The organism is Alcaligenes sp. SDU_A2, from assembly GCF_038237375.1.
Lineage (GTDB): Bacteria > Pseudomonadota > Gammaproteobacteria > Burkholderiales > Burkholderiaceae_B > Alcaligenes.
Window position 1 is genome coordinate 812,077 of sequence record NZ_CP151273.1, and the last position, 20,252, is coordinate 832,328.

The window sequence follows — 20,252 nt, forward strand, 5'->3', positions numbered from 1 at the left end:
GGGCGGATAAACCGTTTCTGTCGCCATCGAAAAAAAAGCCTTGCCGAAGCAAGGCCTTGAAGGGACGCCCTTATTGGGCCGTCGAGGAGGATTAGAGGTGCTGGGCGCTCAGGTTCTGGGTAGGCGCATCGGCTTGCGTCAGTTGTGCAGACAACTGTGCAAAACGCTGCTGGTATTGCTGGGCCGCCGCCATTTTGACGGGGCCAAAGCCGCGCAATTGCTGGGGCAGTTCGGCCAGTTCCAGGGCCGTCGCGTATTGGCTGGCATTCAGACCTTGGGCCAGACGGGTCAGCAAGGCCTGGTATTCGCGCCAGAAACGGCGTTCCATCCGGCGCTCCTGGCTATAGCCGAATACATCCAGGGGCGTATTGCGCAGTGTCTTGCCCTTGGCCAGCCAGCGCAGCAGCGTGGCGGTGCGGGGGCCAAACGTCATTTTGCGTGGTCGGCCTGTCGATGGGTCATGGCGGGCCAGCAAGGGCGGGGCAAAGTGAAAGCGCAGGCTGAAATCGCCTTGGAATTGGCGTTCCAGGTCTTGACGGAAATCCGGGTGGCTGAACAGGCGGGCCACTTCGTACTCGTCCTTGTAGGCCATCAGCTTGTACAAGCTGCGGGCTGCTTTCTCGGTCAGCGTCGGGCGTTGGCCGGGACGCAATGTTTCTTCGGCTTGTTGCAGGGCCGAGATCGTCTGGGTGAAGCGGCGCGCATAGGCTGCATCTTGATACTGTTCCAGGTTGCGGCTGCAACGCTGCACGATTTGTTCCAGAGTTTCACGACGTTGCAGCGTGACCACCTGAGCGGCCGGTTGTTGCAGACCGGCCAGGGCCTGATCATCGTGGCTCAGCACACGACCAATGTGGAAGGCATCCAGATTGGCCTGGATGGCGACACCGTTCAGGCGTATGGCCTGTTCGATGGCCGCGCTGCTGACCGGCACCGAACCCTGCTGCCAGGCCATGCCCAGCAGCATCATATTGGACAGCAGGCTGTCGCCGAACAGGCGCGTGGCGGCTTCGTGAGCGTTGATGGATCGGACCTGATTGCGGCCCGCAGCATCCTGCAACTGCGTCAGCAGGCGCTGGGCGTCCAGAGGCGCATCCGGATTGCGGGTAAATTCGGCCGTGGGGGCCAGGTATTCATTGATGATGGCGTGGGTGTGGCCTGCGCGCAGGCAGGATATGGCATTAGGGTGCGCGGCGGCGACCACATCGCACAAAATGGCCAGATCGGCCTGGCCCGGGTCCACGCGCACGGCACCGGTAGGCTGTGCGCCGGCCGACAGGCGGATGTGGCTGATGACCGTGCCGCCTTTTTGTGCCAGCCCGGTCATGTCCAGCACCGATGCGCTGCGCCCTTCCAGGTGCGCGGCCATAGACAGTACGGCCCCGATGGTAATGACGCCGGTTCCGCCCACGCCGGCCACGATGACATTGCTCGAGCGCGTCAGGTCGGCGGGAGCGGGCAGTCCAGGCAGTTTTTCCAGCAGGCGTGCCTTCAGGTCGGCCTGGCCGTCGTCGTTGCCGCGCCGCAGCGAACCACCCATGACGGACACAAAGCTGGGGCAAAAACCATCCACGCAGGAATAGTCTTTATTACAGCTGGATTGATCGATCTGGCGCTTGCGCCCTTCGGGTGTTTCGGCGGGTACCAGCGACAGGCAGTTGGACTGCACGCCGCAGTCGCCGCAGCCTTCGCAGACGGCTTTATTGATAAACAGGCGGCGCGCTGGGTCCGGGTACTCGTTCTTTTTGCGGCGGCGGCGTTTTTCCGCCGCGCAGGTCTGGTCGTGAATCAGAATGGTCACGCCGGGAATCTCGCGCAGCTCGCGTTGCAGACGATCCAGCTCGCGGCGGTGATGCACCTGGATGCCGGCAGGCAGGTCTACGCCGCGATAGCGTTCGGGTTCGTCGGTAGTGATGACCACGCGGCGCGCGCCTTCGCCCAGCGTCTGCTGGCAGATGCGCGGCACCGAGATCGGGCCGTCCACGGGTTGGCCGCCCGTCATGGCCACGGCGTCATTGAACAAGATCTTGTAGGTAATGTTCGCGCCGGCGGCAATGGCCTGGCGTATGGCCAGATAGCCGGAATGAAAGTAAGTGCCTTCGCCCATGTTCTGGAACATATGGCCGGCCTGGATAAAGGGCGACAATCCCACCCAGTCCGTGCCTTCGCCGCCCATCTGGGTCAGGCCGCGCGTCTTGCGGTCCATCCAGGTCGCCATATAGTGGCAACCCACGCCGGCCATGGCCTGGCTGCCTTCGGGCACTTTGGTGGACGTATTATGTGGACAGCCCGAACAAAAATAGGGGCGTCGCGTCAGGCCGTCCGTGTCGATGACGGGCATGGACTGCGCCGTACAGGCCGGCAATTGCAGACCGGCATGGCGGCCCAGCCAGCGGCGCAGGCCAACGGCGACGCGGGCCGGGCTGAGCTGGCCATCGGCGGGAATCAGCACTTCTTGTTCCACATCGCGCTTGCCCGAGACAGTGGGGCGTTGGGCGCGGTTAAACAACAGGTTCTTGAGCTGGTCCTCGATGATCGGGCCTTTTTCTTCGATGACCAACACATGGTCCAGGCCGTCGATGAAGTTTTCCAGCGACTGGGCATTGACCGGCCAGCTCAGGCCGATCTTCAGATGGCGGATGGCCGGTAGTTCGCCGATTGTGGCCAGTTGTTCCAGGGCATCCAGGGCATCGAGCGTAGCCTTGCCGGTCGAAACAATGCCCAGGCGCGCGCCGGGGGCCGCTTCCAGAGTGCGATCCAGGCTGTGTTTGCGGGCGAAGTCACGCACGCTTTGCAGGCGTGCCTCCAGGGTGCCTTCGATGGCTGGGGTCAGAAATTCGCTGGGGTTATATGGGTGCAGGCCACCTTGGGCATCGTTCAGCGCCGCATCCAGGTCGTCCAGCGGGGCGATCTCGAAAGAGCGTCCGCTTTCCACCGTTTCGGTAATGGCTTTCAAGGCCACCCAGGAACCCGAGTAACGCGACAGCGCCCAGGCCCAGACGCCGAAACGCTCATATTCTTCGACCGACGAAGGGTTGACGACCGGAATGCTCCAGGCGATCAGCGAGTGTTCGCTGGCATGCGGAATGGAGGAGGACGAAGCCACATGGTCATCGCCCACAATCATCAGCACGCCGCCGTTGCGCGAAGCGCCGGCTGCGTGGCCGTGGTGCAGAGCGTCGCCGGCGCGATCCAGGCCGGGGCCTTTGCCATACCACATGGCAAAGACGCCATCGACGGTGCGGTCGGCGCGTTCGCCCGCCTGTTGCGTGCCCATGATCATGGATGCGGCCAGATCTTCGTTGATGGCGGGCTGAAAGCGCACCTTCGCCTGGTCAAGCTGTTTTTGTGCTTTCCACATGACCATGTCCACCCCGCCCAATGGCGAACCGCGGTAGCCGGACACAAAACCGGCTGTGTTCAGTCCGCGCTCCTGGTCCAGGCGGTATTGGGTCAGCAGCATGCGTACCAGGGCTTGCGTGCCGGTCAGGAAAATGCGGCCGGACCGTGCGGTCAGGTTGTCGCTGAGCTTGTAGTGTGTGTCGACGGACTGCGTCATGATGAAACCTCCAGATACCGATCATGATAGATTTTCCGACGCCCCATTTTTTTGCGTTATAGTTGCGCGTATTCCCTATCCTTTGAAATATTTATTTCGTATTTATTGAAATATGGATAAAACTGATCTAAAAATTCTGGACGTGCTCCAGCAAGACGGTCGGGCGTCAGCCCAACAGGTCTCCGAGAGGGTCGGACTGTCGACCGCGCCAGTCTGGCGACGCATCAAAACTTTGGAAAAAGACCGGGTCATACAAGGATATTTTGCGCGCGTCGACCGCCGTCAGGTAGGCCTGCAAAGCTGTATGTTTACCCAGATCAGTCTGGACCGGCACTCGGGCGAGATCGTGGATAACTTCATACGGGCAGTGCGCGATGCCCCCGAAATACTGGAATGTCATGCCGTCACAGGGGATGCCGACTTTTTGCTGAAGATCCTGGTGTCCAGTGCCGAAGCCTATGACGACTTCTTGCATCGCTTTTTGTTCAATATGCCGGGCGTGCGCCAGACGCGCACCATTGTGGCCATGCGCGAGATCAAGAACGAAACCCGTCTGCCTTTGCCGCTTTGATGCATCTTGTTATGGGGCTTGAACAGGGCCTTCAGGTAGAATAATCGGGATTGGGCGGTCTGCGCGGCGGGCCGGCATGTACTCTCGAAGGACTGGTTTCTATGAAGAAGGCGAATATCCTGCGGCGGTCTTCCTGGACCGCCTTGCTGGCCACTGTGTTACTGAGTGCCTGCGCGGTCAAGCCGCCAGCGCCTGCTCCCCAGGCACCGGTGCCCGCCAAGCCTGTGCATCCTGCTTGCCAGCCGGCGGCCGCAGGCGATGCGCTGGTGGGCAATTGGCTGAGCAAACACCGGCAAAAAGGGGTGGTGGGCGAATTGCGCACGCTATTTACCTTGCAGCCCAATGGCACAATGGCCTATACCGAACAGGTCAAGCGGCCCAACAAGCCCTCGCAGGGCTTGAGTGAAAGCGGTTGCTGGGCACGACAGGGCAATGCTCTGGTGCTCGATACGCAGGAATCCAACGGGGTGGTCACCGAGCCGGGCGATCCCATCTATCAGAACAGCTACACCATTGTCAGCTCGACGGCGCGTAATCTGGTTTTGCGGGGCGAGGACGGCGCTACGTATCGTCTGACCAAGATGTCGCCGGGTTACCGCCTGCCGTTCTGACTCCCGTTTTTGTTTCAATCCAGGACCGTCCCTGTGGCGGTCTTTTTTTCTGGCCTGTTTGCCCGGGCCTTTTGCACCATGGCCCTGCGCTCCACCATTTATAAAGTTGAATTGAACGTCGCCGATAACGACCGTTCCTATTACGGCAGCCATGCCGCCACCTTGGCGCGTCATCCTTCCGAAACCGAAGAGCGTCTGATGGTGCGTTTACTGGCCTACGGTCTGTATGTCGATACCGATGAGCGTCTGGCCTTCGCCCGTGGCCTGAGCGATGCGGACGAACCGGCCCTGTGGGAGCACGACCTAAGCGGCGACTTGCTGCACTGGTTGGAAGTGGGCTTGCCCGACGAGCGTCGCATGCTCAAAGCCAGCGCGCGCGCCCGTCGCGTCACGGTGCTGGCCTATGGACGTAATGTGGGTATCTGGTGGAGCGGGGTCAAAGACAAGATCACGCGTGCGCGCAATATTCAGGTCTACGCCCTGGATGCCGTCGGCACCGAAGAACTGGCCAAACTGGCCGGACGTGGCATATCCCTGAATCTGAACATCCAGGACGGCACTGTCTGGGCCAGCAGCGAACAGGGCGAGGCCACCATCGAGGTCAGCCGCCTGAACCCGGATGTGTGATGTGCAGCACCTGCTGGGAGCGTAATCATGTCGGGGTTGGGTGTGGCAGCGGCGGCGTGAACGGACGGCTCTGTCGCTCGTCAATGCCGGGCAGACAAAAAAGGCGGCTCTGCAGAGCCGCCTTTTTTTGATCGGGCTGGATAGCCCGCCGGGCTTACAGTCCGGCCAGGCGTCCCAGCACTTTGTCGCGGCCGATCAAGGCCAGCACGGCGTCCACGGCAGGGGTCTGCTTCTGGCCGGTAACGGCAACGCGCAGGGGGATGGCCAGCTTGGGCATCTTGACCTCGTGTTCGGCCAGTATCTGCTTGATCAGCGCGGCCAGGCTTTCGGTGTTCCACTGCGGCAGCGCAGCGGCCTTGGCGGCGAAGTCGCGTAGCAGAGTGCGGGCTTCAGGCGTCAGGATTTCGGTCTGCAGCTCGTCGCTGGCCGGCTCGAAGGGGCGGCAGAACAGCAGGGCACCTTCGGCTAACTGGTTCAGGGTTTCGGCGCGGTCTTTTAACAAGCCCATGATGCCGGGCAGATCCTGGCCTTCGGTCTTGCCGCCCAGTGCCTGAATGCGCGGCGCGACGCGTTCGGCCAGATCGGTGTCGTCGCTGGCCTTGATGTAGTGGGCGTTGACCCAGTTCAGTTTCTTGGGGTCCCACTGCGAGGCCGATTTATTCAGGCTGCGGGTATCGAACCATTGCACCAATTGTTCGCGGGTAAACAGTTCGTCGTCCCCGTGGCTCCAGCCCAGACGGGCCAGATAGTTGATCATGGCCTCGGGCAGATAGCCGTCCTTGTCGTAATCCATGATGCTGACCGCGCCGTGGCGCTTGGACAGTTTTTCGCCGTCCGGGCCCAGAATCATGGGAACGTGGCCGTACTGGGGCAAGGTGGCACCCAAGGCCTGCAAGATAACGATCTGGCGGGGCGTGTTGTTGACATGGTCGTCGCCACGGATGACGTGGGTGATGTTCATGTCCCAGTCGTCCACGACCACGCAGAAGTTATAAGTGGGCGTGCCGTCGGTGCGCGCGATGACCAGATCGTCCAGTTCACCGTTGTCAAAGCTGATGCGTCCCTTGACCAGATCGTCCCAACTGGTGGCACCGGTCTGCGGGCTCTTGAAGCGCACCACGGGCAGGCGATCGGCTGGAACGGCGGGCAGGGTCTTGCCGGCTTCCGGGCGCCAGGTACCGTCGTAGCGGGGCTTCAAGCCCAGGGCGCGGGCTTTTTCGCGCATGGCCTCGACTTCGTCGGGGCTGCTGTAGCAATAATAGGCGTGGCCGTCGCGCAGCAGTTGCGCAATAACTTCGCGGTAGCGGTCCATGCGCTGCATTTGGTAGAAGGGGCCTTCATCGGCGTCCAGGCCCAGCCATTGCATACCGTCCAGAATGCCTTGCACGGCTTCTGGGGTCGAACGCTCCAGGTCCGTGTCCTCGATGCGCAGTACGAAGCTGCCTTTATGATGGCGGGCAAATGCCCAGGAAAACAGCGCGGTGCGCGCGCCGCCCAAGTGCAGGTAGCCGGTGGGCGAGGGGGCGAAACGGGTACGGATGGCGTTGGTAGACGTGCTCATGACTTGTGTTCGGCGTTGACCTTGAAAAGTCCGCAAGCGGGACTGAATCGAAGTATTTTAACTCAGCCGCAGGTTCTGGCCCCGTCAGGCGGCGGCGTATTGTTCAGGTGGCTTTTACTTTGGCGGCAGCTTGCTTAAGATGGAAGCTCTTTTAATTCTGGCGCGTGGTATCAGCATGATGGAGCATGTATGGCAGCTTTAAGGCATCGTCTGACGGCATTATTTGAACCTCGTTCGGTACTGACCGTGTCGACGCTGCCTTTGCCGATTTTGCGCGATCCGCCGGCCCGTCTGGTCGGGCGTATTACCCAGGCCGTCATCAGCGCGACCGAGGTGCGCGTGCCCGACCGTCTCGAAGGGTTGACCGGCGTGCAGCGTCTGGATCTGGCTCTGGTCAGCATTGCGCCCGATCGTCTGCCCCAGGCGCTCGATGCCATTCGGCCCCACAAGCCGCGCGTCGTCATCATCCTGCCGTCCGATCTGGCATCCCAGGACCCGCTCGAAGACATGGTCTATGCCCGTTCCTGGGCGCGTATTCACGATTGTCTGGTCTTGGGGCCGCGTGCTTTTGGCGTGCAGCGCCCGCACATGGGCATCAATCTCAGCCACGAACCGCAGATGGCGCTGGCAGGCCGGGTGGCGCTGGTGTCACAGTCGCGCTCGATTACGTCGGCGCTGATGGACTGGGCCGAAGATGTCAGCCTGGGTTTTTCCGCCATTGTGTCCGTGGGCGACGAGGCTGTGGTGGATGTGCCCGAGATCTTGGATTACCTGGCGATGGACCCGCGCACGGACAGTATCGCTTTGTACCTGGAGCACACCCCGGCATCGCGTCGCTTTACCAGTGCACTGCACGCGGTCGCGGCGGTCAAGCCGGTTGTGGTTCTGAAGGTCGGCGGGCAGCGTCAGATGGGCGAGGCCCACGAGGCGGTCTTCAATGCCTTGATGCGCCGCGTGGGCGCTGTGCGCATTCGTTACTTCGTGCAGTTGTTCTCGGCCCTGAAGGTTCTGGTCTACACACGCAGGCCCAAAGGGCGGCGCATTGCCTTGTTCTCCAACGGCAACGGAGCCGCTCAACTGGCACTGGATGTGCTGGGGCCGGATGCGGCCGTGACCTGTCCCGAACTGTCTACATCAACTCAACGCGCCTTGCAGAATCTGCTGGTGCCGGGCGACCAGCCGCAGAATCCGGTGGTGACCTTCGCCCCGCTGACGCCCATGCGTATTGATTCGGTCGTCTCCACCTTGCTTGATGATGCGGATATTGACGGGGTGCTGGTGTTGCTGACCCCCGATCCTTTGTCGGACATGCAGGCAGTCTCGCGCCAGCTGGCTATGCTGTCGGCCAGTGCGCGCAAGCCCATCATTACCTGCCTGATCGGCGATGCCGACATGCGCCCGTTGCGTCATCTGCTCGATGGCGTGGGCACGCCGGCGTTCCGTACGCCCGACACCGCCGCCAATGCCTTTGATTTGCTGGCGCGCTACCACTACAACCAGCATCTGTCGCAGCAGACCCTGCCGCCCTTGCCCTTGGGCACGTTGCCCGAAGTCGAACCAGCGCGGGCATTGGTCAGCGAGCTGCAAAGCGAACGTCGTCAGCCCACGGAACAGGAATGCCGCGATCTGCTGCGTTACTTTCATGTGCCTGTGGTGGATTTGCGCGTTACCACTGACCAGGGCGAACCGGATACCGACCTGCCTGCTATGGCAATCCGTTTCGAGACCGACGACAAGCTTGGGCCATATGCCGTATTTGGCGCACCTGGCCACGAAGGCTGGCTGTCATCCACGTATCCGGCGGTGGAAATGCCGCCCCTGAATCGATACTTGGCTCGTCAATTGGTCGAGCGTAGTCCGCTGTGGCGCAAGATGCTCTCGTCGCGATTGACGCCTTTGGTGCTGACGCAGTTGCTGCAGACGCTGGAGCGTCTGTCTGATCTGATGAGCGAATTGCCCGGTGTGCGCAGCGTGGCGCTGGACCCCTTGATGGCCGGAGACAACAGCCTTTACATCCAGAGCATCAAGATCACCTTGAGCACCCAGTCCATGCTGGTCCTTCCGGAAACGGCCGGCTACAAGCATATGGCCATTCATCCGTATCCGCGCCACTTGATCGGGCGTCGTCAGTTCCAGGACGGACAGCGCTGGACCTTGCGGCCCATACGGCCTGAAGATGCCGAGGCGCTACAGACCTTCATGCGGGCGCTGTCGGACGAAACCCGTTATATGCGGTTCGTTTCCATGTTGCGCGAATTGACCCCGCGCATGCTTTCGCGCTACACCCGCATCGATTACGACCGTGAGTTGGCCCTGATTGCCACCATACGTTCGCCCAATCCGGATAACCGCAATCATCCGCGCGACGAGATCATCGGCTTTGCGCATTACCTGCGCAATGCCGATGGCCGAGGCGCGGAGTACGCACTGGTCATCGGCGATGCCTGGCAACGACGTGGGCTGGGCCTGACCCTGATGCAATCCTTGATTCAGGCCGCGGCCGAGCAAGGTCTGACCTATATCGATGGCTATGTGCTGGCATCCAATTCGCCCATGCAGGCGCTCATGAAACGCTTGGGCTTTCAGAACGACCCGGACCCCGAGGACGCCAGCATGCGGCGCGTCTGGCTGGATCTGGGCGAGACACGACGTTCCGATTGACGGTTGTGTGCATTAAGAAGCCAGGCATGTCCGGTGGGCCAGCGTTTGAATCACCCCTGCGTCTGCCCGTCGGCTAGATGCAGGCGGGACGATGGTGCTGTCGGGATGGCGTGTCCGTGCGTGCGCACAGGTGGCCGATCATCATTACCGCTACCCGAGCATGAAATGGGCGGGTGACATCAACACCAAGGGAAAGACAGATACGATGGTTTTCGGTTGCTTGTGGAAGATCGGTAGTCAGCGTGTTTTTGCTGGTCGGGCTGGCCGCCGGTGGCTGGTGGGGAGGGCAGACGTGGGATGAGCGCATCCCACGGGTCTATCAGTAAGGACAGGCCTAGCGCAGTACCGTACGCAGAAATTCGCCAATGGCGGTGATTTCGTCCGGGCAGACGGCGTGCGGCATGGGGTAGGTGTGCCATTGCACTTCGTAGCCCAGAGACTGCAGTTGTTCGCGGCTGGCCTGAGCGCGGCTGATCGGTACCACCGGGTCCAGCGTGCCGTGCGCCATAAAGATGGGCGTGCCGTTGTTGGCGGGGTGTCGCTCGGTGGCGATGGCACCGGCCAGTGGCAGGTAGCCGGACAGGCAGATCAGTCCGGCCAGGCGTTCGGGCAAGCGCAGGCCGGTTTGCAGCGTCATGGCGCTGCCTTGCGAGAATCCGGCCAGCACGATGCGTTCGGACGGAATGCCGCGCGCGTTCTCGCGGGCGATCAGGTTCTGTACCTCGGTCTGGGAGTGGCGCAGACCGTTTTCGTCCTCGTGCCGCACCAGATCGGCCATGTAAATGTCGTACCACGAACGCATGGCCATGCCGCCGTTGATGGTGACAGGCTGCACCGGCGCATGCGGGAAAATAAAGCGGATGGCCGGCGCGGTCTCCAGTCCCAGTTCGGGCACGATGGGCGCGAAGTCATGGCCATCGGCCCCCAGTCCATGCAGCCAGATCACGGCGTGCTGCGGGTTCAGGCCGGTTTCGATTTCAATGGACTCAAGCAGAGGATTCATGAGGACTCCGAAAGATCTACCAAGGTCTTGATGTACTGGTACAGGGCGCGATAGTGTTTGCGTTGCGGGTCCTGGCCGGGCATCAGTGTCTCATTTTTCTGCGACTCTTTGCGGGCGGCGCGAATCAGGGTGCGCAACTGCTGTATGTCCGCGCCCGGGAATTGGTCCATGAACTCAGTCAGCGCGTCGTCGCTGCGCAACAACAAATCGCGCAGCGCTTCGAGCCTGTGCATGGCCTGGGTCTGTTCGCGGGAACCGTTTTCCCAGATATCGAGCTGTTGCAAAATAGGCTCGGGGTCGACCTGGCGCATCAGCTTGCCCACAAAGTGGATCTGTCGGCGGCGGCCTTCGCGGGCCGTGATGCGTTTGGCGTCCTTGATGGCCGCCAGCAGGCGCTCGTCGAGCTGGAGTTGTTTGAGCCTGTCGTCGGATAGTTCGATCAGGCGTTTTCCCAGGTCCAACAGGGCATGCATTTCCCGCTTGACCTGCGATTTGCTGGGTCTGTCGTATCCGTTTTCGTCGATTTCAGTGCGTGGGCGGGACATAAAGAGTGAAAAAGATTGTCGCCAATTGGCTATGATAACCGCCTAACCCTGAAAGAGTAGCAATGAGTCAACGAACTATTTCTCAATTGGCGATCAGCGCCAACCAGTTCCAGTTCTGCGATCTGGTGGACGAAGCACTGCGTCATGCCAAGAAGCTGGGCGCCAGCGATGCAGCGGTGGATATTTCCGAGAACAAGGGTCTGGCCGTCTCGGTGCGCCAGCTCGAGCTGGAAACTGTCGAACAGACGCAGGACCGCTCTTTGGCCGTCACGGTGTTTGCCGGCCAGCGCAGCGGTTCGGCCTCGACCTCGGATTTTTCGCTCAAGGCTCTGCGCGAAACGGTGGAAGCGGCCTGGCATATCGCCCGTTACACGGCCGAAGATCCTTTTGCCGGTCTGCCCGAAACCGAGATGCTGGCGCTGGACTATCCGGATCTGCAATTGCACCACCCTTGGATGCTGGACGCCGATCAGGCATGCCGCCTGGCTATTCGCGCCGAACAGGCTGCATTGGATACCAGTCCTTTGGTCAGCAATTCCGAAGGGGCGTCGGTGGATACCCTGGAAGGGCATTTCGTCATGGGCAACAGCCGGGGTTTTTTGGGCGGCTATCCCTATAGCCGCCATTCCATCAGCGTCAGCCCCATCGTGGGCAAGGGCGATTGCATGCATCGCGACTACTGGTACAGTACCTCGCGCGATCCGCATCGGCTTTCCAGCCCTCAGGACGTGGGGCGCTATGCCGCCGAACGTACCTTGTCGCGCCTGTCGGCGCGCCGCATTCCCACGGGCCGTTATCCGGTCTTGTTCGAGGCACCGTTGGCGGTCGGCTTGCTAGGATCATTGGTGCAGGCCACCAGCGGCTCGGCGCTGTACCGCAAAATGTCGTTTCTGGTCGATTCCCTGGGCAAGTCAGTGCTGGCCAAGCATATCGATGTGGTCGAGCGTCCGCATCTGGCCGGTGCTATGGGCAGTGCGCCGTTCGACGGCGAAGGCGTGCGCACGCAGGACCGCGATGTGGTGCGCGGCGGGGAGCTGAAAGGTTATTTTCTGTCGTCGTACGCAGGGCGCAAGTTGGGCATGCCTTCCACGGGCAATGCCGGTGGTTCGCACAATCTGTTGCTGAGTTCGCGTCTGACGCGTCCCCAGGACGATTTGGATGCCATGCTGCGCAAGATGGGGCGCGGCTTGCTGGTAACCGAGCTGATCGGCCAGGGCATCAATTACCTGACCGGCGACTACTCACGCGGCGCGTTTGGCTACTGGGTTGAAAACGGCCAGATCCAGCACGCCGTGGAAGAAGTAACCATTGCCGGCAACCTGGCCGAGATGTTTACGCAGATCGTCGCCGTCGGTGCGGATACCTTTGGGCGTGGTTCCAAAAGCAGCGGTTCCATCCTGATCGAACAGATGTCGGTGGCGGGGGCCTGAGCTCCCCACCGTTTAAGCCGGTGTGCAAAAGGCCGTAAAGGGGAGCATTGCGGGATAATCCCCGTCTGGGGCTGCCCCGCTGGCTCATAGGCCAGTGTAATATCCTTAGCACAAAAAAATATTTCCCAATAATTGTCGAATGCCTACAAGGAGGTTTCCCATGCAGCGTCGCTCGTTCCTGAAGAAGGCCGGCCTTGGTGCCGTGGCCGGCAGCGCGGCCATTGCCGCTCCCGCCATTGCCCAGAGCAATCCCAAGATCAACTGGAAGCTGACATCCACCTACGGTCCGGCCACGCCGGCTCTGTTTTCCACCGCCCAGACATTCTGCAAGATGATCGAAGAGGCGACGGACGGGAACTTCAGCATCCGTCTGTACCCCGCCGGCGAGATCGTGCCCGGCTTCGGCGTTATGGATGCCGTCAGCAATGGTACGGTGGAATGCGGCCAGACCGCTTCGTACTACTATTACGGCAAAGATCCTTCCTTCAGCTTTGATACGGCCGTTCCGTTCGGTCTGAACGCCCGCCAGATGAATGCCTGGATGCAGGAAGGCAATGGCACCAAGCTGCTGCGTGAATTGTTCGCCACCCGCAACATCATCAACTTCGGCTTCGGCAACACGGGCACCCAGATGGGTGGCTGGTACCGCAAAGAAATCAACTCCCTGGAAGACCTGAAAGGCCTGAAGATGCGTACCGCCGGCTTTGCAGGCGAAGTGCTGGCCCGCATGGGCGTGGTGCCCCAGCAGGTGCCGCCGGGCGATATTTATCCATCGCTGGAAAAGGGTACGCTGGATGCCGTCGAGTTTGTCGGTCCTGTGGACGACGAAAAGCTGGGTTTCCAGAAAGTGGCCAAGTATTACTACTACCCCGGTTGGTGGGAAGGTTCGGCCCAGGTGTCTTTGTATGTGAACGACGCCGCTTTCAAGGCCTTGCCCAAGCAGTATCAGTCCCTGATCGAAACGGCCTCGCGCGCGGCTGGCGAACGCATGATCTGCCAGTACGACGCCCAGAGCCCCGCCGCTTTGCGTCGCCTGATCGCCAGCGGAGCCGTGCTCAAGGCTTTCCCGCGCGATGTCATGGACGAAGCCTTCAAGACCTCTAATGTGTTGTACAAAGAGTTCTGCGACAAGGACCCCATGTTCAAAAAGATCCATGACGATTACATGGGTTTCCGTGATGCCATCGTGCCATGGTTCCGTGTCGCCGAAGGCTCTTACGACAACTACCTGGGCATTGCCCTGGCCAACCAGAAAAAAGGCTAAGTCCCGCATGCCGCGCAACCAGCGCGGCACTTCTGGTCCCAACCCTTGCGTCCTGCCGGAAGCAAGGGTTTTTTATTGTCTGACGGTATCGCTTGGCTGGGACGCGGTTGATGACGCTCGAATGGCGGCATGCTACTGGGCCGGGAAAGGCGGCGCTGGTGTTGGTATCTTGCGCGGTTTATGAAAAACGCCGTGTGTTATCCGTTGTTTATGTTATCATAATGGGCTATTTGGCGAAAAATGCACGGGCGGAATATAACGTCTTGGCAGGGCCGGATAGGGTTGCGGATCTATGCTGGCTGCTTTGCGGCTATGGGTGGATACGCGGCGTAATGGGGCAGGCGCGTTGTCTGCCCTGTGGATTTTTTATATTTAGGAACCATCATGAAGACCTTCGTTGCCAAGCCGCATGAAGTCAAACGTGACTGGTTTGTGATCGACGCTAAAGGCAAAGTCCTTGGTCGTGTGGCCAGCGAAGTCGCACGCCGTCTGCGTGGCAAGCACAAACCCGAATACACCCCTCACGTTGATACGGGCGATTACATCATTATTATCAATGCCGCTGATATTGCCGTGACCGGCAACAAAGCGCAGGATAAGAAATACTATCGCCACTCCAACTTCCCAGGCGGTATTTACGAAACCAATTTCCAAACCATGCAAGAGCGCTTCCCCGGCCGTGCCATCGAAAAGGCCGTCAAGGGTATGTTGCCTAAAGGCCCCCTGGGCTACGCCATGGCCAAGAAACTGAAGGTTTACGCTGGTGCAGAGCATCCTCATACTGCGCAACAGCCTAAAACTCTGGACATCTAAGGATAGGTCATGATCGGTAACTGGAATTACGGTACGGGCCGTCGCAAGACCTCCGTCGCTCGTGTCTTCATCAAGAAGGGTTCGGGCCAAATCGTGGTCAACGGCAAGCCTGTTGACGAATACTTCGCTCGTGAAACGGGTCGCATGATCGTGCGTCAGCCTCTGGTGCTGACCAATCATTCCGAGTCGTTCGACATCAAGATCAACGTGCATGGCGGCGGCGAAAGCGGCCAGGCCGGTGCTGCCCGTCACGGCATCACCCGCGCTTTGATCGATTACGACGAGTCCCTGAAATCGGCCCTCAAGCAGGCCGGTCTGGTAACCCGCGACGCCCGTGAAGTCGAGCGTAAAAAAGTTGGTTTCCACAAGGCACGTCGCCGCAAACAGTTCAGCAAGCGTTAATTCGCTTTGCAGCCTCTGTTTGGCGCAAAAAACCCCGACTTCGGTCGGGGTTTTTGTTTGGCGGCTACATTTGCCCATGCAAGCACGGCTCTTTCCGCCGGGACGGCACGCAACTGCGCTAACATAGGATTTTTGCTCTCATTTCATCATCAGGAACGTTCATGGCTTCACACAGCGATACCCGGATCAAAGTAGGGATTGTCGGCGGCACCGGTTATACAGGTGTCGAGCTGCTGCGACTGCTGTCCCAGCACCCCAATGTTGAACTGGTTGCCATTACTTCCCGCAAGGAAGACGGCGTGCCGGTGTCGGACATGTATCCGAATCTGCGTGGCCATGTGGACCTGAAGTTCTCCACGCCCGAGCAAGCGAATCTGGAGCAGTGCGATGTGGTGTTTTTCGCCACGCCGCATGGCGTTGCCATGAGTCAGGTCGAACGCCTGCTGGCAGCGGGTGTGCGTGTCATCGACCTGGCAGCCGACTTCCGCTTGCAGGACACCGACACTTTCCAGAAGTGGTACAAGATGGAGCACAGTTGCCCGGATGTGCTGCGTCAATCGGCTTATGGCTTGCCAGAGCTGTTGCGCGACAAAATTGCGCAGGCCAAGGTTATCGGCAACCCCGGCTGCTATCCCACCACCGTGCTGCTGGGCCTGGCTCCTTTGCTGGAAGGCGGCAAACCACGGGTGGACACCGCGCGCCTGATCGCAGACTGCAAGTCCGGCGTGTCCGGTGCCGGTAAAGGCGCTTCAGTACCCAACCTGTTTGCCGAAGCCAGCGATAACTTCAAGGCCTATGCTGTGGCGGGCCATCGTCACCACCCTGAAATCGTCGAACAGTTGCAAGGTCTTGCCGGCGCTCCGGTGGGGCTGACTTTCGTGCCGCACCTGGTGCCCATGATTCGCGGCATGTTCTCCACCATTTATGCCCGTATCCTGCCCGAGGCGTTGGATACCGACTTCCAGGCCCTGTTCGAGCAGCGTTACGCCCAGGAGCCGTTTGTGGACGTGCTGCCGGCCGGCACCTTGCCCGAGACACGTTCTGTGCGCGCATCCAACCAGTTGCGCATTTCGGTGCAGCGTCCGGGCAATGGCGACCAGCTCATCGTGCTGGTGGTACAAGACAATCTGGTCAAGGGTGCGTCCGGTCAAGCAGTGCAGAACATGAACATTCTGTTTGGCCTGCCCGAGCAGACCGGTCTGGGTCACGTTGCCATTCTGCCCTGATGGGAACTTGCCTGCGGTGAACAGGTCCAATACGCATGACTGAAGCACCCGATTCAAACCGCCGCAACGCTCTCCGCACCCGTTTTTCGGGTGCTGGAGGGGGGATTATATTGGCCCTGCTGGCGGGTATTGTTCTGGGTGGCGGTGGATTATGGGCCTATCAAACCGTTATTCAGCAGGATCTGCGCACTGATCGCATCGAACTGGCTTTGCAGGATTTGAGCCGTAGCCAGGAATCCTTGCGCCAGATGCAAACGCAGTTCGAGGTCTTGCGCGGGCAGTTGGTGCTAGAAGAAAGCACGCGCAAGGGGCTGGAAAAATCCTTGCAAAGCACCCAGGACGATCTGGCCCGCACGCGTGAACAATTGGCCTTTTACGAGCAGTTGTTGCCGCCCGGGCCCAGCGGTTCGATCAGTATCCGCGCCCTGGATGTCAGCCAGCGCGGCGATTTGTTGGGCTACAAGGTGTTGTTGCAGCGTAACGCCACGGAAGGCAAGGCTTTTTCTGGCAGCCTGCAATTTCAGGCGACTGGTCGGCAGGACGGAAAAACCGTTAAAATCGATTTATCGCCTGCCGTGGGGCCCGAGCCGCAGGCCGTACAAAATACCGACGAAACGTCGGACTCGTTGGCTTTGAATTTCAATCAGTTTCAGCGTGCAATGGGTTGGCTGGCTTTGCCGGCAGGGTTTGAACCCGTCTCCCTGACACTGAATATCCTGGAAGGAAACACCATCAGAGTGTCCCGCCAGGCGCAGATCGCCCAACCCGACTGATTGCCCGACCCACGGGCAGAGCAGGGCGGTCTAAACGATGTTTACGTATGCCGGCGGGGGCCGGCTGGAGAACCACATGAGCACCCTTACCGAATCCGTTGATCTGCAAGCCCCTCCGTCCCCTCTTATCTTCACCGATGCGGCCGTAGAAAAAGTGCGGGAGCTGCTGATCGAAGAGGGCAGTCCCGAACTCAAGCTGCGCGTGTTCGTGCAAGGAGGCGGCTGTTCCGGATTCCAGTATGGCTTTACCTTCGATGAGCTGGTCAACGACGATGACACCATTATTGACAAAGACGGCGTGCAGCTGTTGGTGGACGCCATGAGCTTTCAGTATCTGGTCGGCGCGGAAATTGATTATAAAGACGACCTGGATGGCGCGCAGTTCGTCATTCGCAATCCGAATGCCAGCACGACCTGTGGCTGCGGTTCCTCGTTTACGGTATAAAACCTGCTTGCCTGCCATCAGGCACTTGCCCAAAAGCCCTGCTGATACGAGCAGGGCTTTTTTTATGGTTCTTCGAGAGATTTCGGGGACTCTTTCGTATTGGGTCGGTCGTTTGGGTCAAACGGACAGACATTCGGGTTCTCGCCAGGCCGACCGCAGCGGGCCGGCTTGGCGGGGTCCTTCGCCCGCGCTGCGCGCGGGTTCCCTGGTCAGGATACCGGGGCGGGCGGGGCGTGAACTCGCAGGGTGATTCGTCCACTGGACGAATCACAAGCGTCCTGCTCGAACAGCACGCCCCTTGTCTCCCGCCCCAGCATCCCGCCTGCGGCGCAGGCCCTGACTCGCCCGCCGGCCCGCTGCGGTCGGCTTGGCGAGAACGGCACCGCTTGTGTTTGGCCCAAACGGCGGGATGTCCGTGTATGCGGCATAAGGCGTCAGCCATACGCTCAATGTTCTGTTGGGTATAGCTATGTGTGGCCGGGCCTATGTGGCTGGTGTTTTGAGCCGTTCAAGGCGCAGCATGCTCGGACGGGGCGGGTCGGATGGCTTGCCGCAGGCGGGGCGTGGGGACGGGGTGCAAGCGTCGTTCTGTTTGACGGCGGCGTTTGTTACTTGTCCGGCGGACAAGTAACCCGCCGGAGTTAACGACGCGCCCGGCGCTGCGCCCCGACCAGGGTACCGGCGCGCAGCGCCGGCAAGCTATTAGCCCTGTCCGAGCATGCTGCGCCTTGAATGGCGTCTTCAAAAAACCAGTTCCTCATTGACTTGGTAAATTGGCTCTCGGAATTCTTCGAAGAACCATTTTTATGATCTCCTAGCATCAGCATCAGCATCAGCATCAGCATCAGCATCAGCATCAGCATCAGCATCAGCATCAGCATCAGCATCAGCATCAGCATCAGTCCTGCCGGTCGGCATTTACCACATCCCACACTCGGTCACGATGAGATTGCCCCTGTAGCATAACTAGCAGGGTGGGTATAAAGCGCATAGCTTATAAGACGGTGGCGGCGTTCATACGCTATGTTCATATCAAAGATAGTAGCGTGGGGTTTAGCGCTGGCTCTGTCCTTTGCTTTGGTATAAATTTTTATACGGGCGGTGTGTAATGGATAAAGAAATTCGGTAGGTCGGGTCGGCATAGCACGATCTTTTGAGTTTTCCCGTCCATGCCCGCCGACAGGCGGGGTTTCAGTTAGGTAAGGTGCAGGCTGGCCTGGAGCCGGAGGACTGGAAGCCTTTTGATGAGGTCGGTGCCGGCACCCGTGAAATCCGCATCTGGGAATTGGGTGGCGCATTCCGGGTAATCTATGTCGCCAAGTTTGAGGAAGCGTTGTACATCCTGCACTGCTTCCAGAAGAAAACGCAGGCTACCCAGCATCAGGACAAGCTCATTGCTTCGGCCCGTTATAGGGCTATTGCCCATGCAAGGAAAAATACACCATGAAAATCGATACTGAAATCCGCCACGTCAGCAAACCAGGAGCGAATCTGTTCCTGGAGCTGGGTTTTTCACCGCAGGAAGCCCAGCGGCTGCATTTGGCATCGCAGCAGCAGGTCAACGACACTAAGCTGCTCAAGGAGCAGCTCATGGCTGAACTGGCAGGATGGATCGAACAACATCACTTAAAGCAAGCCGAAGCGGCGGAAATTCTGATGGTGTCCCGCCCGCGTGTATCGGATGTAGTAAATAAGAAGACCACGAAGTTCACCATTGATACGCTGGTCGAGATGTTGAGTCGCATCGGCAAACCCGTACGCTTGGCGGTTGGCTAGCAGGCCCAGGAGCCGGGGCTGGCTACCACGGCGCTTCGCACGGCATTGCCGCTGCTACAAGCGGGCAAGCTCAATCCGCGTAACGGCAGCTCTGGTTCACTGACGGAATACCGACCTTATATCGAATGAGACGGTGCGGGCTGCGGGTACCCTTCGCTTGGGTCCGCCGCCTCGTTATACAGATTTCGAGTAAGTTTCTTTTGTCTATAAATATGCATGTACGCGCAAATAGTTTGACGGGTGTATTTTGCTTCTATAAAATGCATGTACATGCAAATTATAGGAGGTCAAATGACATCTATCATCATCTACTCAGACTACGTGTGTCCCTACTGCTTGTTGGCGGAAAAGGTACTGTCCGATGCAATCGGCAGCAGGAATATCACCATCACCTGGCGTCCCTTTGAGTTGCGCCCAGCACCGGAGCCGACCTTAAAGCCACAGGACCCTTATCTGCCTGCCATATGGGACAGGTCCGTTTATCCGTTGGCCCAACGTCTTGGGGTGGCGATCCGCTTGCCCTCGATATCCCCTCAGCCTCGCACGGCCAAAGCGTTTGAACTTTTGGCGATGGCCCAAGACCAGGGGCTGGATCATGCCTACTCCCTGCGCATTCTGCGGGCGTTCTTTTGCGAGGATAGGGACATTGGCGAGACTGACGTTTTGATTGAACTTGCTGCCCAAATCGGACTTGACCCTGAGCAAGCACGGCACGCGCTTGAGAACGGCACCTATACGCAACGCCATTGCGAAGCGCAGCGTCACGCCCGCGAGGACATGCAGATCACGTCTGTTCCCACCATTGTCGTTGGCGAACAGGTGTTTCGGGGCATGCCCCCTCTGGACGCGCTCCAGCATGCCATTACCCTGCTCGAAAGTGCTCCAGAAGCGGATCTGTTATCCGTGCCGCCGCAGAGCTGAACGCGTATTTCTTAGTGCAGTACTCACTTGTCTCTAGGGACATATCAACGAAAGGACTTTCATC

General features: G+C 59.6%; 19 protein-coding genes. 14 read left to right on the plus strand and 5 right to left on the minus strand.

Annotated features, from left to right (window positions below):
- Nucleotides 1-91 precede the first annotated feature (91 nt).
- Nucleotides 92-3,559 carry an indolepyruvate ferredoxin oxidoreductase family protein gene (locus AADW57_RS03685; protein WP_341668705.1) on the minus strand — a complete coding sequence of 1,156 codons (3,468 nt, stop codon included), beginning with the start codon at nt 3,557-3,559 and terminating at the stop codon, nt 92-94.
- 112 nt (nt 3,560-3,671) lie between these two features.
- Here AADW57_RS03685 and AADW57_RS03690 point away from each other — a divergent pair, with 112 nt between their 5' ends.
- The 3 genes from AADW57_RS03690 to AADW57_RS03700 all read left to right on the plus strand — a co-directional run bounded on the left by AADW57_RS03690 (nt 3,672) and on the right by AADW57_RS03700 (nt 5,368).
- Nucleotides 3,672-4,130 carry an Lrp/AsnC family transcriptional regulator gene (locus AADW57_RS03690; RefSeq protein WP_341668706.1) on the plus strand — a complete coding sequence of 153 codons (459 nt, stop codon included), beginning with the start codon at nt 3,672-3,674 and terminating at the stop codon, nt 4,128-4,130.
- A 101-nt stretch (nt 4,131-4,231) separates the two neighbouring features.
- Nucleotides 4,232-4,741, plus strand: a complete 510-nt coding sequence (locus tag AADW57_RS03695; RefSeq protein ID WP_341668707.1) for a hypothetical protein — start codon at nt 4,232-4,234, stop codon at nt 4,739-4,741.
- A 78-nt stretch (nt 4,742-4,819) separates the two neighbouring features.
- Nucleotides 4,820-5,368, plus strand: coding sequence for a YaeQ family protein (locus tag AADW57_RS03700; RefSeq protein WP_341669651.1), 549 nt, complete (start codon nt 4,820-4,822; stop codon nt 5,366-5,368).
- A gap of 154 nt (nt 5,369-5,522) precedes the next feature.
- Here AADW57_RS03700 and gltX read toward each other — a convergent pair whose 3' ends face one another.
- On the minus strand, nt 5,523-6,929 hold the full coding sequence (gltX, locus tag AADW57_RS03705) for a glutamate--tRNA ligase (protein ID WP_341668708.1): 1,407 nt from the start codon (nt 6,927-6,929) through the stop codon (nt 5,523-5,525).
- Between the two features lie 189 nt (nt 6,930-7,118).
- On the opposite strand from gltX, the gene AADW57_RS03710 reads away from it, so the two are divergent.
- Nucleotides 7,119-9,590, plus strand: a complete 2,472-nt coding sequence (locus AADW57_RS03710) for a GNAT family N-acetyltransferase (RefSeq protein WP_341668709.1) — start codon at nt 7,119-7,121, stop codon at nt 9,588-9,590.
- Nucleotides 9,591-9,924: 334 nt separating this feature from the next.
- Here the strand turns inward: AADW57_RS03710 and AADW57_RS03715 are convergent, their stop codons facing one another.
- Together AADW57_RS03715 and yjgA are read right to left on the minus strand one after the other, a co-directional pair.
- Nucleotides 9,925-10,593: an alpha/beta hydrolase gene (locus tag AADW57_RS03715; protein ID WP_341668710.1), complete on the minus strand. Its 669-nt coding sequence runs from the start codon at nt 10,591-10,593 to the stop codon at nt 9,925-9,927.
- The gene (gene yjgA / locus AADW57_RS03720) at nt 10,590-11,138 is read right to left on the minus strand and encodes a ribosome biogenesis factor YjgA (protein ID WP_341668711.1); all 549 of its coding nucleotides are present in this window, start codon (nt 11,136-11,138) and stop codon (nt 10,590-10,592) included. Before yjgA ends, AADW57_RS03715 begins: the two co-directional genes overlap by 4 nt.
- 62 nt (nt 11,139-11,200) lie before the next feature.
- Between yjgA and pmbA the strand changes: the two genes are divergently transcribed.
- From pmbA to erpA, 7 genes are all read left to right on the plus strand, one after another.
- Nucleotides 11,201-12,568: a metalloprotease PmbA gene (gene pmbA, locus AADW57_RS03725; protein ID WP_341668712.1), complete on the plus strand. Its 1,368-nt coding sequence runs from the start codon at nt 11,201-11,203 to the stop codon at nt 12,566-12,568.
- Between the two features lie 160 nt (nt 12,569-12,728).
- The gene (locus AADW57_RS03730) at nt 12,729-13,832 is read left to right on the plus strand and encodes a TRAP transporter substrate-binding protein (protein WP_341668713.1); all 1,104 of its coding nucleotides are present in this window, start codon (nt 12,729-12,731) and stop codon (nt 13,830-13,832) included.
- Between the two features lie 384 nt (nt 13,833-14,216).
- Nucleotides 14,217-14,645, plus strand: a complete 429-nt coding sequence (gene rplM, locus AADW57_RS03735) for a 50S ribosomal protein L13 (RefSeq protein ID WP_341668714.1) — start codon at nt 14,217-14,219, stop codon at nt 14,643-14,645.
- 9 nt (nt 14,646-14,654) lie between these two features.
- On the plus strand, nt 14,655-15,047 hold the full coding sequence (gene rpsI, locus AADW57_RS03740) for a 30S ribosomal protein S9 (protein ID WP_341668715.1): 393 nt from the start codon (nt 14,655-14,657) through the stop codon (nt 15,045-15,047).
- Between the two features lie 161 nt (nt 15,048-15,208).
- Nucleotides 15,209-16,273: an N-acetyl-gamma-glutamyl-phosphate reductase gene (gene argC / locus AADW57_RS03745; RefSeq protein WP_341668716.1), complete on the plus strand. Its 1,065-nt coding sequence runs from the start codon at nt 15,209-15,211 to the stop codon at nt 16,271-16,273.
- A 35-nt stretch (nt 16,274-16,308) separates the two neighbouring features.
- Nucleotides 16,309-17,046 (plus strand): DUF6776 family protein, encoded by a 738-nt coding sequence (locus AADW57_RS03750; protein ID WP_341668717.1) that lies wholly within the window; start codon nt 16,309-16,311, stop codon nt 17,044-17,046.
- 76 nt (nt 17,047-17,122) lie between these two features.
- Nucleotides 17,123-17,491, plus strand: coding sequence for an iron-sulfur cluster insertion protein ErpA (erpA, locus tag AADW57_RS03755; RefSeq protein ID WP_341668718.1), 369 nt, complete (start codon nt 17,123-17,125; stop codon nt 17,489-17,491).
- A gap of 641 nt (nt 17,492-18,132) precedes the next feature.
- Here erpA and AADW57_RS03760 read toward each other — a convergent pair.
- Entirely contained in the window at nt 18,133-18,384 is a 252-nt protein-coding gene (locus AADW57_RS03760) for a hypothetical protein (protein ID WP_341668719.1), read from the minus strand.
- A 260-nt stretch (nt 18,385-18,644) separates the two neighbouring features.
- Between AADW57_RS03760 and AADW57_RS03765 the strand changes: the two genes are divergently transcribed.
- From AADW57_RS03765 to AADW57_RS03775, 3 genes are all read left to right on the plus strand, one after another.
- Nucleotides 18,645-18,938, plus strand: coding sequence for a type II toxin-antitoxin system RelE/ParE family toxin (locus tag AADW57_RS03765; RefSeq protein WP_341668720.1), 294 nt, complete (start codon nt 18,645-18,647; stop codon nt 18,936-18,938).
- Nucleotides 18,935-19,267 (plus strand): helix-turn-helix domain-containing protein, encoded by a 333-nt coding sequence (locus AADW57_RS03770; protein WP_341668721.1) that lies wholly within the window; start codon nt 18,935-18,937, stop codon nt 19,265-19,267. Before AADW57_RS03765 ends, AADW57_RS03770 begins: the two co-directional genes overlap by 4 nt.
- 291 nt (nt 19,268-19,558) lie before the next feature.
- On the plus strand, nt 19,559-20,188 hold the full coding sequence (locus AADW57_RS03775) for a DsbA family oxidoreductase (RefSeq protein WP_341668722.1): 630 nt from the start codon (nt 19,559-19,561) through the stop codon (nt 20,186-20,188).
- Nucleotides 20,189-20,252 lie beyond the last annotated feature (64 nt).

Excerpts from the sequence above, each read along its gene's own strand:
- gltX (WP_341668708.1), bottom strand. The coding sequence starts at position 6,929 with ATGAGCACGTCTACCAACGCCATCCGTACCCGTTTCGCCCCCTCGCCC.
- pmbA (WP_341668712.1), top strand. The coding sequence starts at position 11,201 with ATGAGTCAACGAACTATTTCTCAATTGGCGATCAGCGCCAACCAGTTC.
- AADW57_RS03700 (WP_341669651.1), top strand. The coding sequence starts at position 4,820 with ATGGCCCTGCGCTCCACCATTTATAAAGTTGAATTGAACGTCGCCGAT.
- AADW57_RS03710 (WP_341668709.1), top strand. The coding sequence starts at position 7,119 with ATGGCAGCTTTAAGGCATCGTCTGACGGCATTATTTGAACCTCGTTCG.
- rplM (WP_341668714.1), top strand. The coding sequence starts at position 14,217 with ATGAAGACCTTCGTTGCCAAGCCGCATGAAGTCAAACGTGACTGGTTT.
- rpsI (WP_341668715.1), top strand. The coding sequence starts at position 14,655 with ATGATCGGTAACTGGAATTACGGTACGGGCCGTCGCAAGACCTCCGTC.
- AADW57_RS03770 (WP_341668721.1), top strand. The coding sequence starts at position 18,935 with ATGAAAATCGATACTGAAATCCGCCACGTCAGCAAACCAGGAGCGAAT.
- AADW57_RS03715 (WP_341668710.1), bottom strand. The coding sequence starts at position 10,593 with ATGAATCCTCTGCTTGAGTCCATTGAAATCGAAACCGGCCTGAACCCG.
- AADW57_RS03730 (WP_341668713.1), top strand. The coding sequence starts at position 12,729 with ATGCAGCGTCGCTCGTTCCTGAAGAAGGCCGGCCTTGGTGCCGTGGCC.
- AADW57_RS03695 (WP_341668707.1), top strand. The coding sequence starts at position 4,232 with ATGAAGAAGGCGAATATCCTGCGGCGGTCTTCCTGGACCGCCTTGCTG.
- yjgA (WP_341668711.1), bottom strand. The coding sequence starts at position 11,138 with ATGTCCCGCCCACGCACTGAAATCGACGAAAACGGATACGACAGACCC.
- AADW57_RS03775 (WP_341668722.1), top strand. The coding sequence starts at position 19,559 with ATGACATCTATCATCATCTACTCAGACTACGTGTGTCCCTACTGCTTG.
- erpA (WP_341668718.1), top strand. The coding sequence starts at position 17,123 with ATGAGCACCCTTACCGAATCCGTTGATCTGCAAGCCCCTCCGTCCCCT.
- AADW57_RS03750 (WP_341668717.1), top strand. The coding sequence starts at position 16,309 with ATGACTGAAGCACCCGATTCAAACCGCCGCAACGCTCTCCGCACCCGT.
- AADW57_RS03685 (WP_341668705.1), bottom strand. The coding sequence starts at position 3,559 with ATGACGCAGTCCGTCGACACACACTACAAGCTCAGCGACAACCTGACC.
- AADW57_RS03760 (WP_341668719.1), bottom strand. The coding sequence starts at position 18,384 with ATGCTGATGCTGATGCTGATGCTGATGCTGATGCTGATGCTGATGCTG.
- argC (WP_341668716.1), top strand. The coding sequence starts at position 15,209 with ATGGCTTCACACAGCGATACCCGGATCAAAGTAGGGATTGTCGGCGGC.
- AADW57_RS03690 (WP_341668706.1), top strand. The coding sequence starts at position 3,672 with ATGGATAAAACTGATCTAAAAATTCTGGACGTGCTCCAGCAAGACGGT.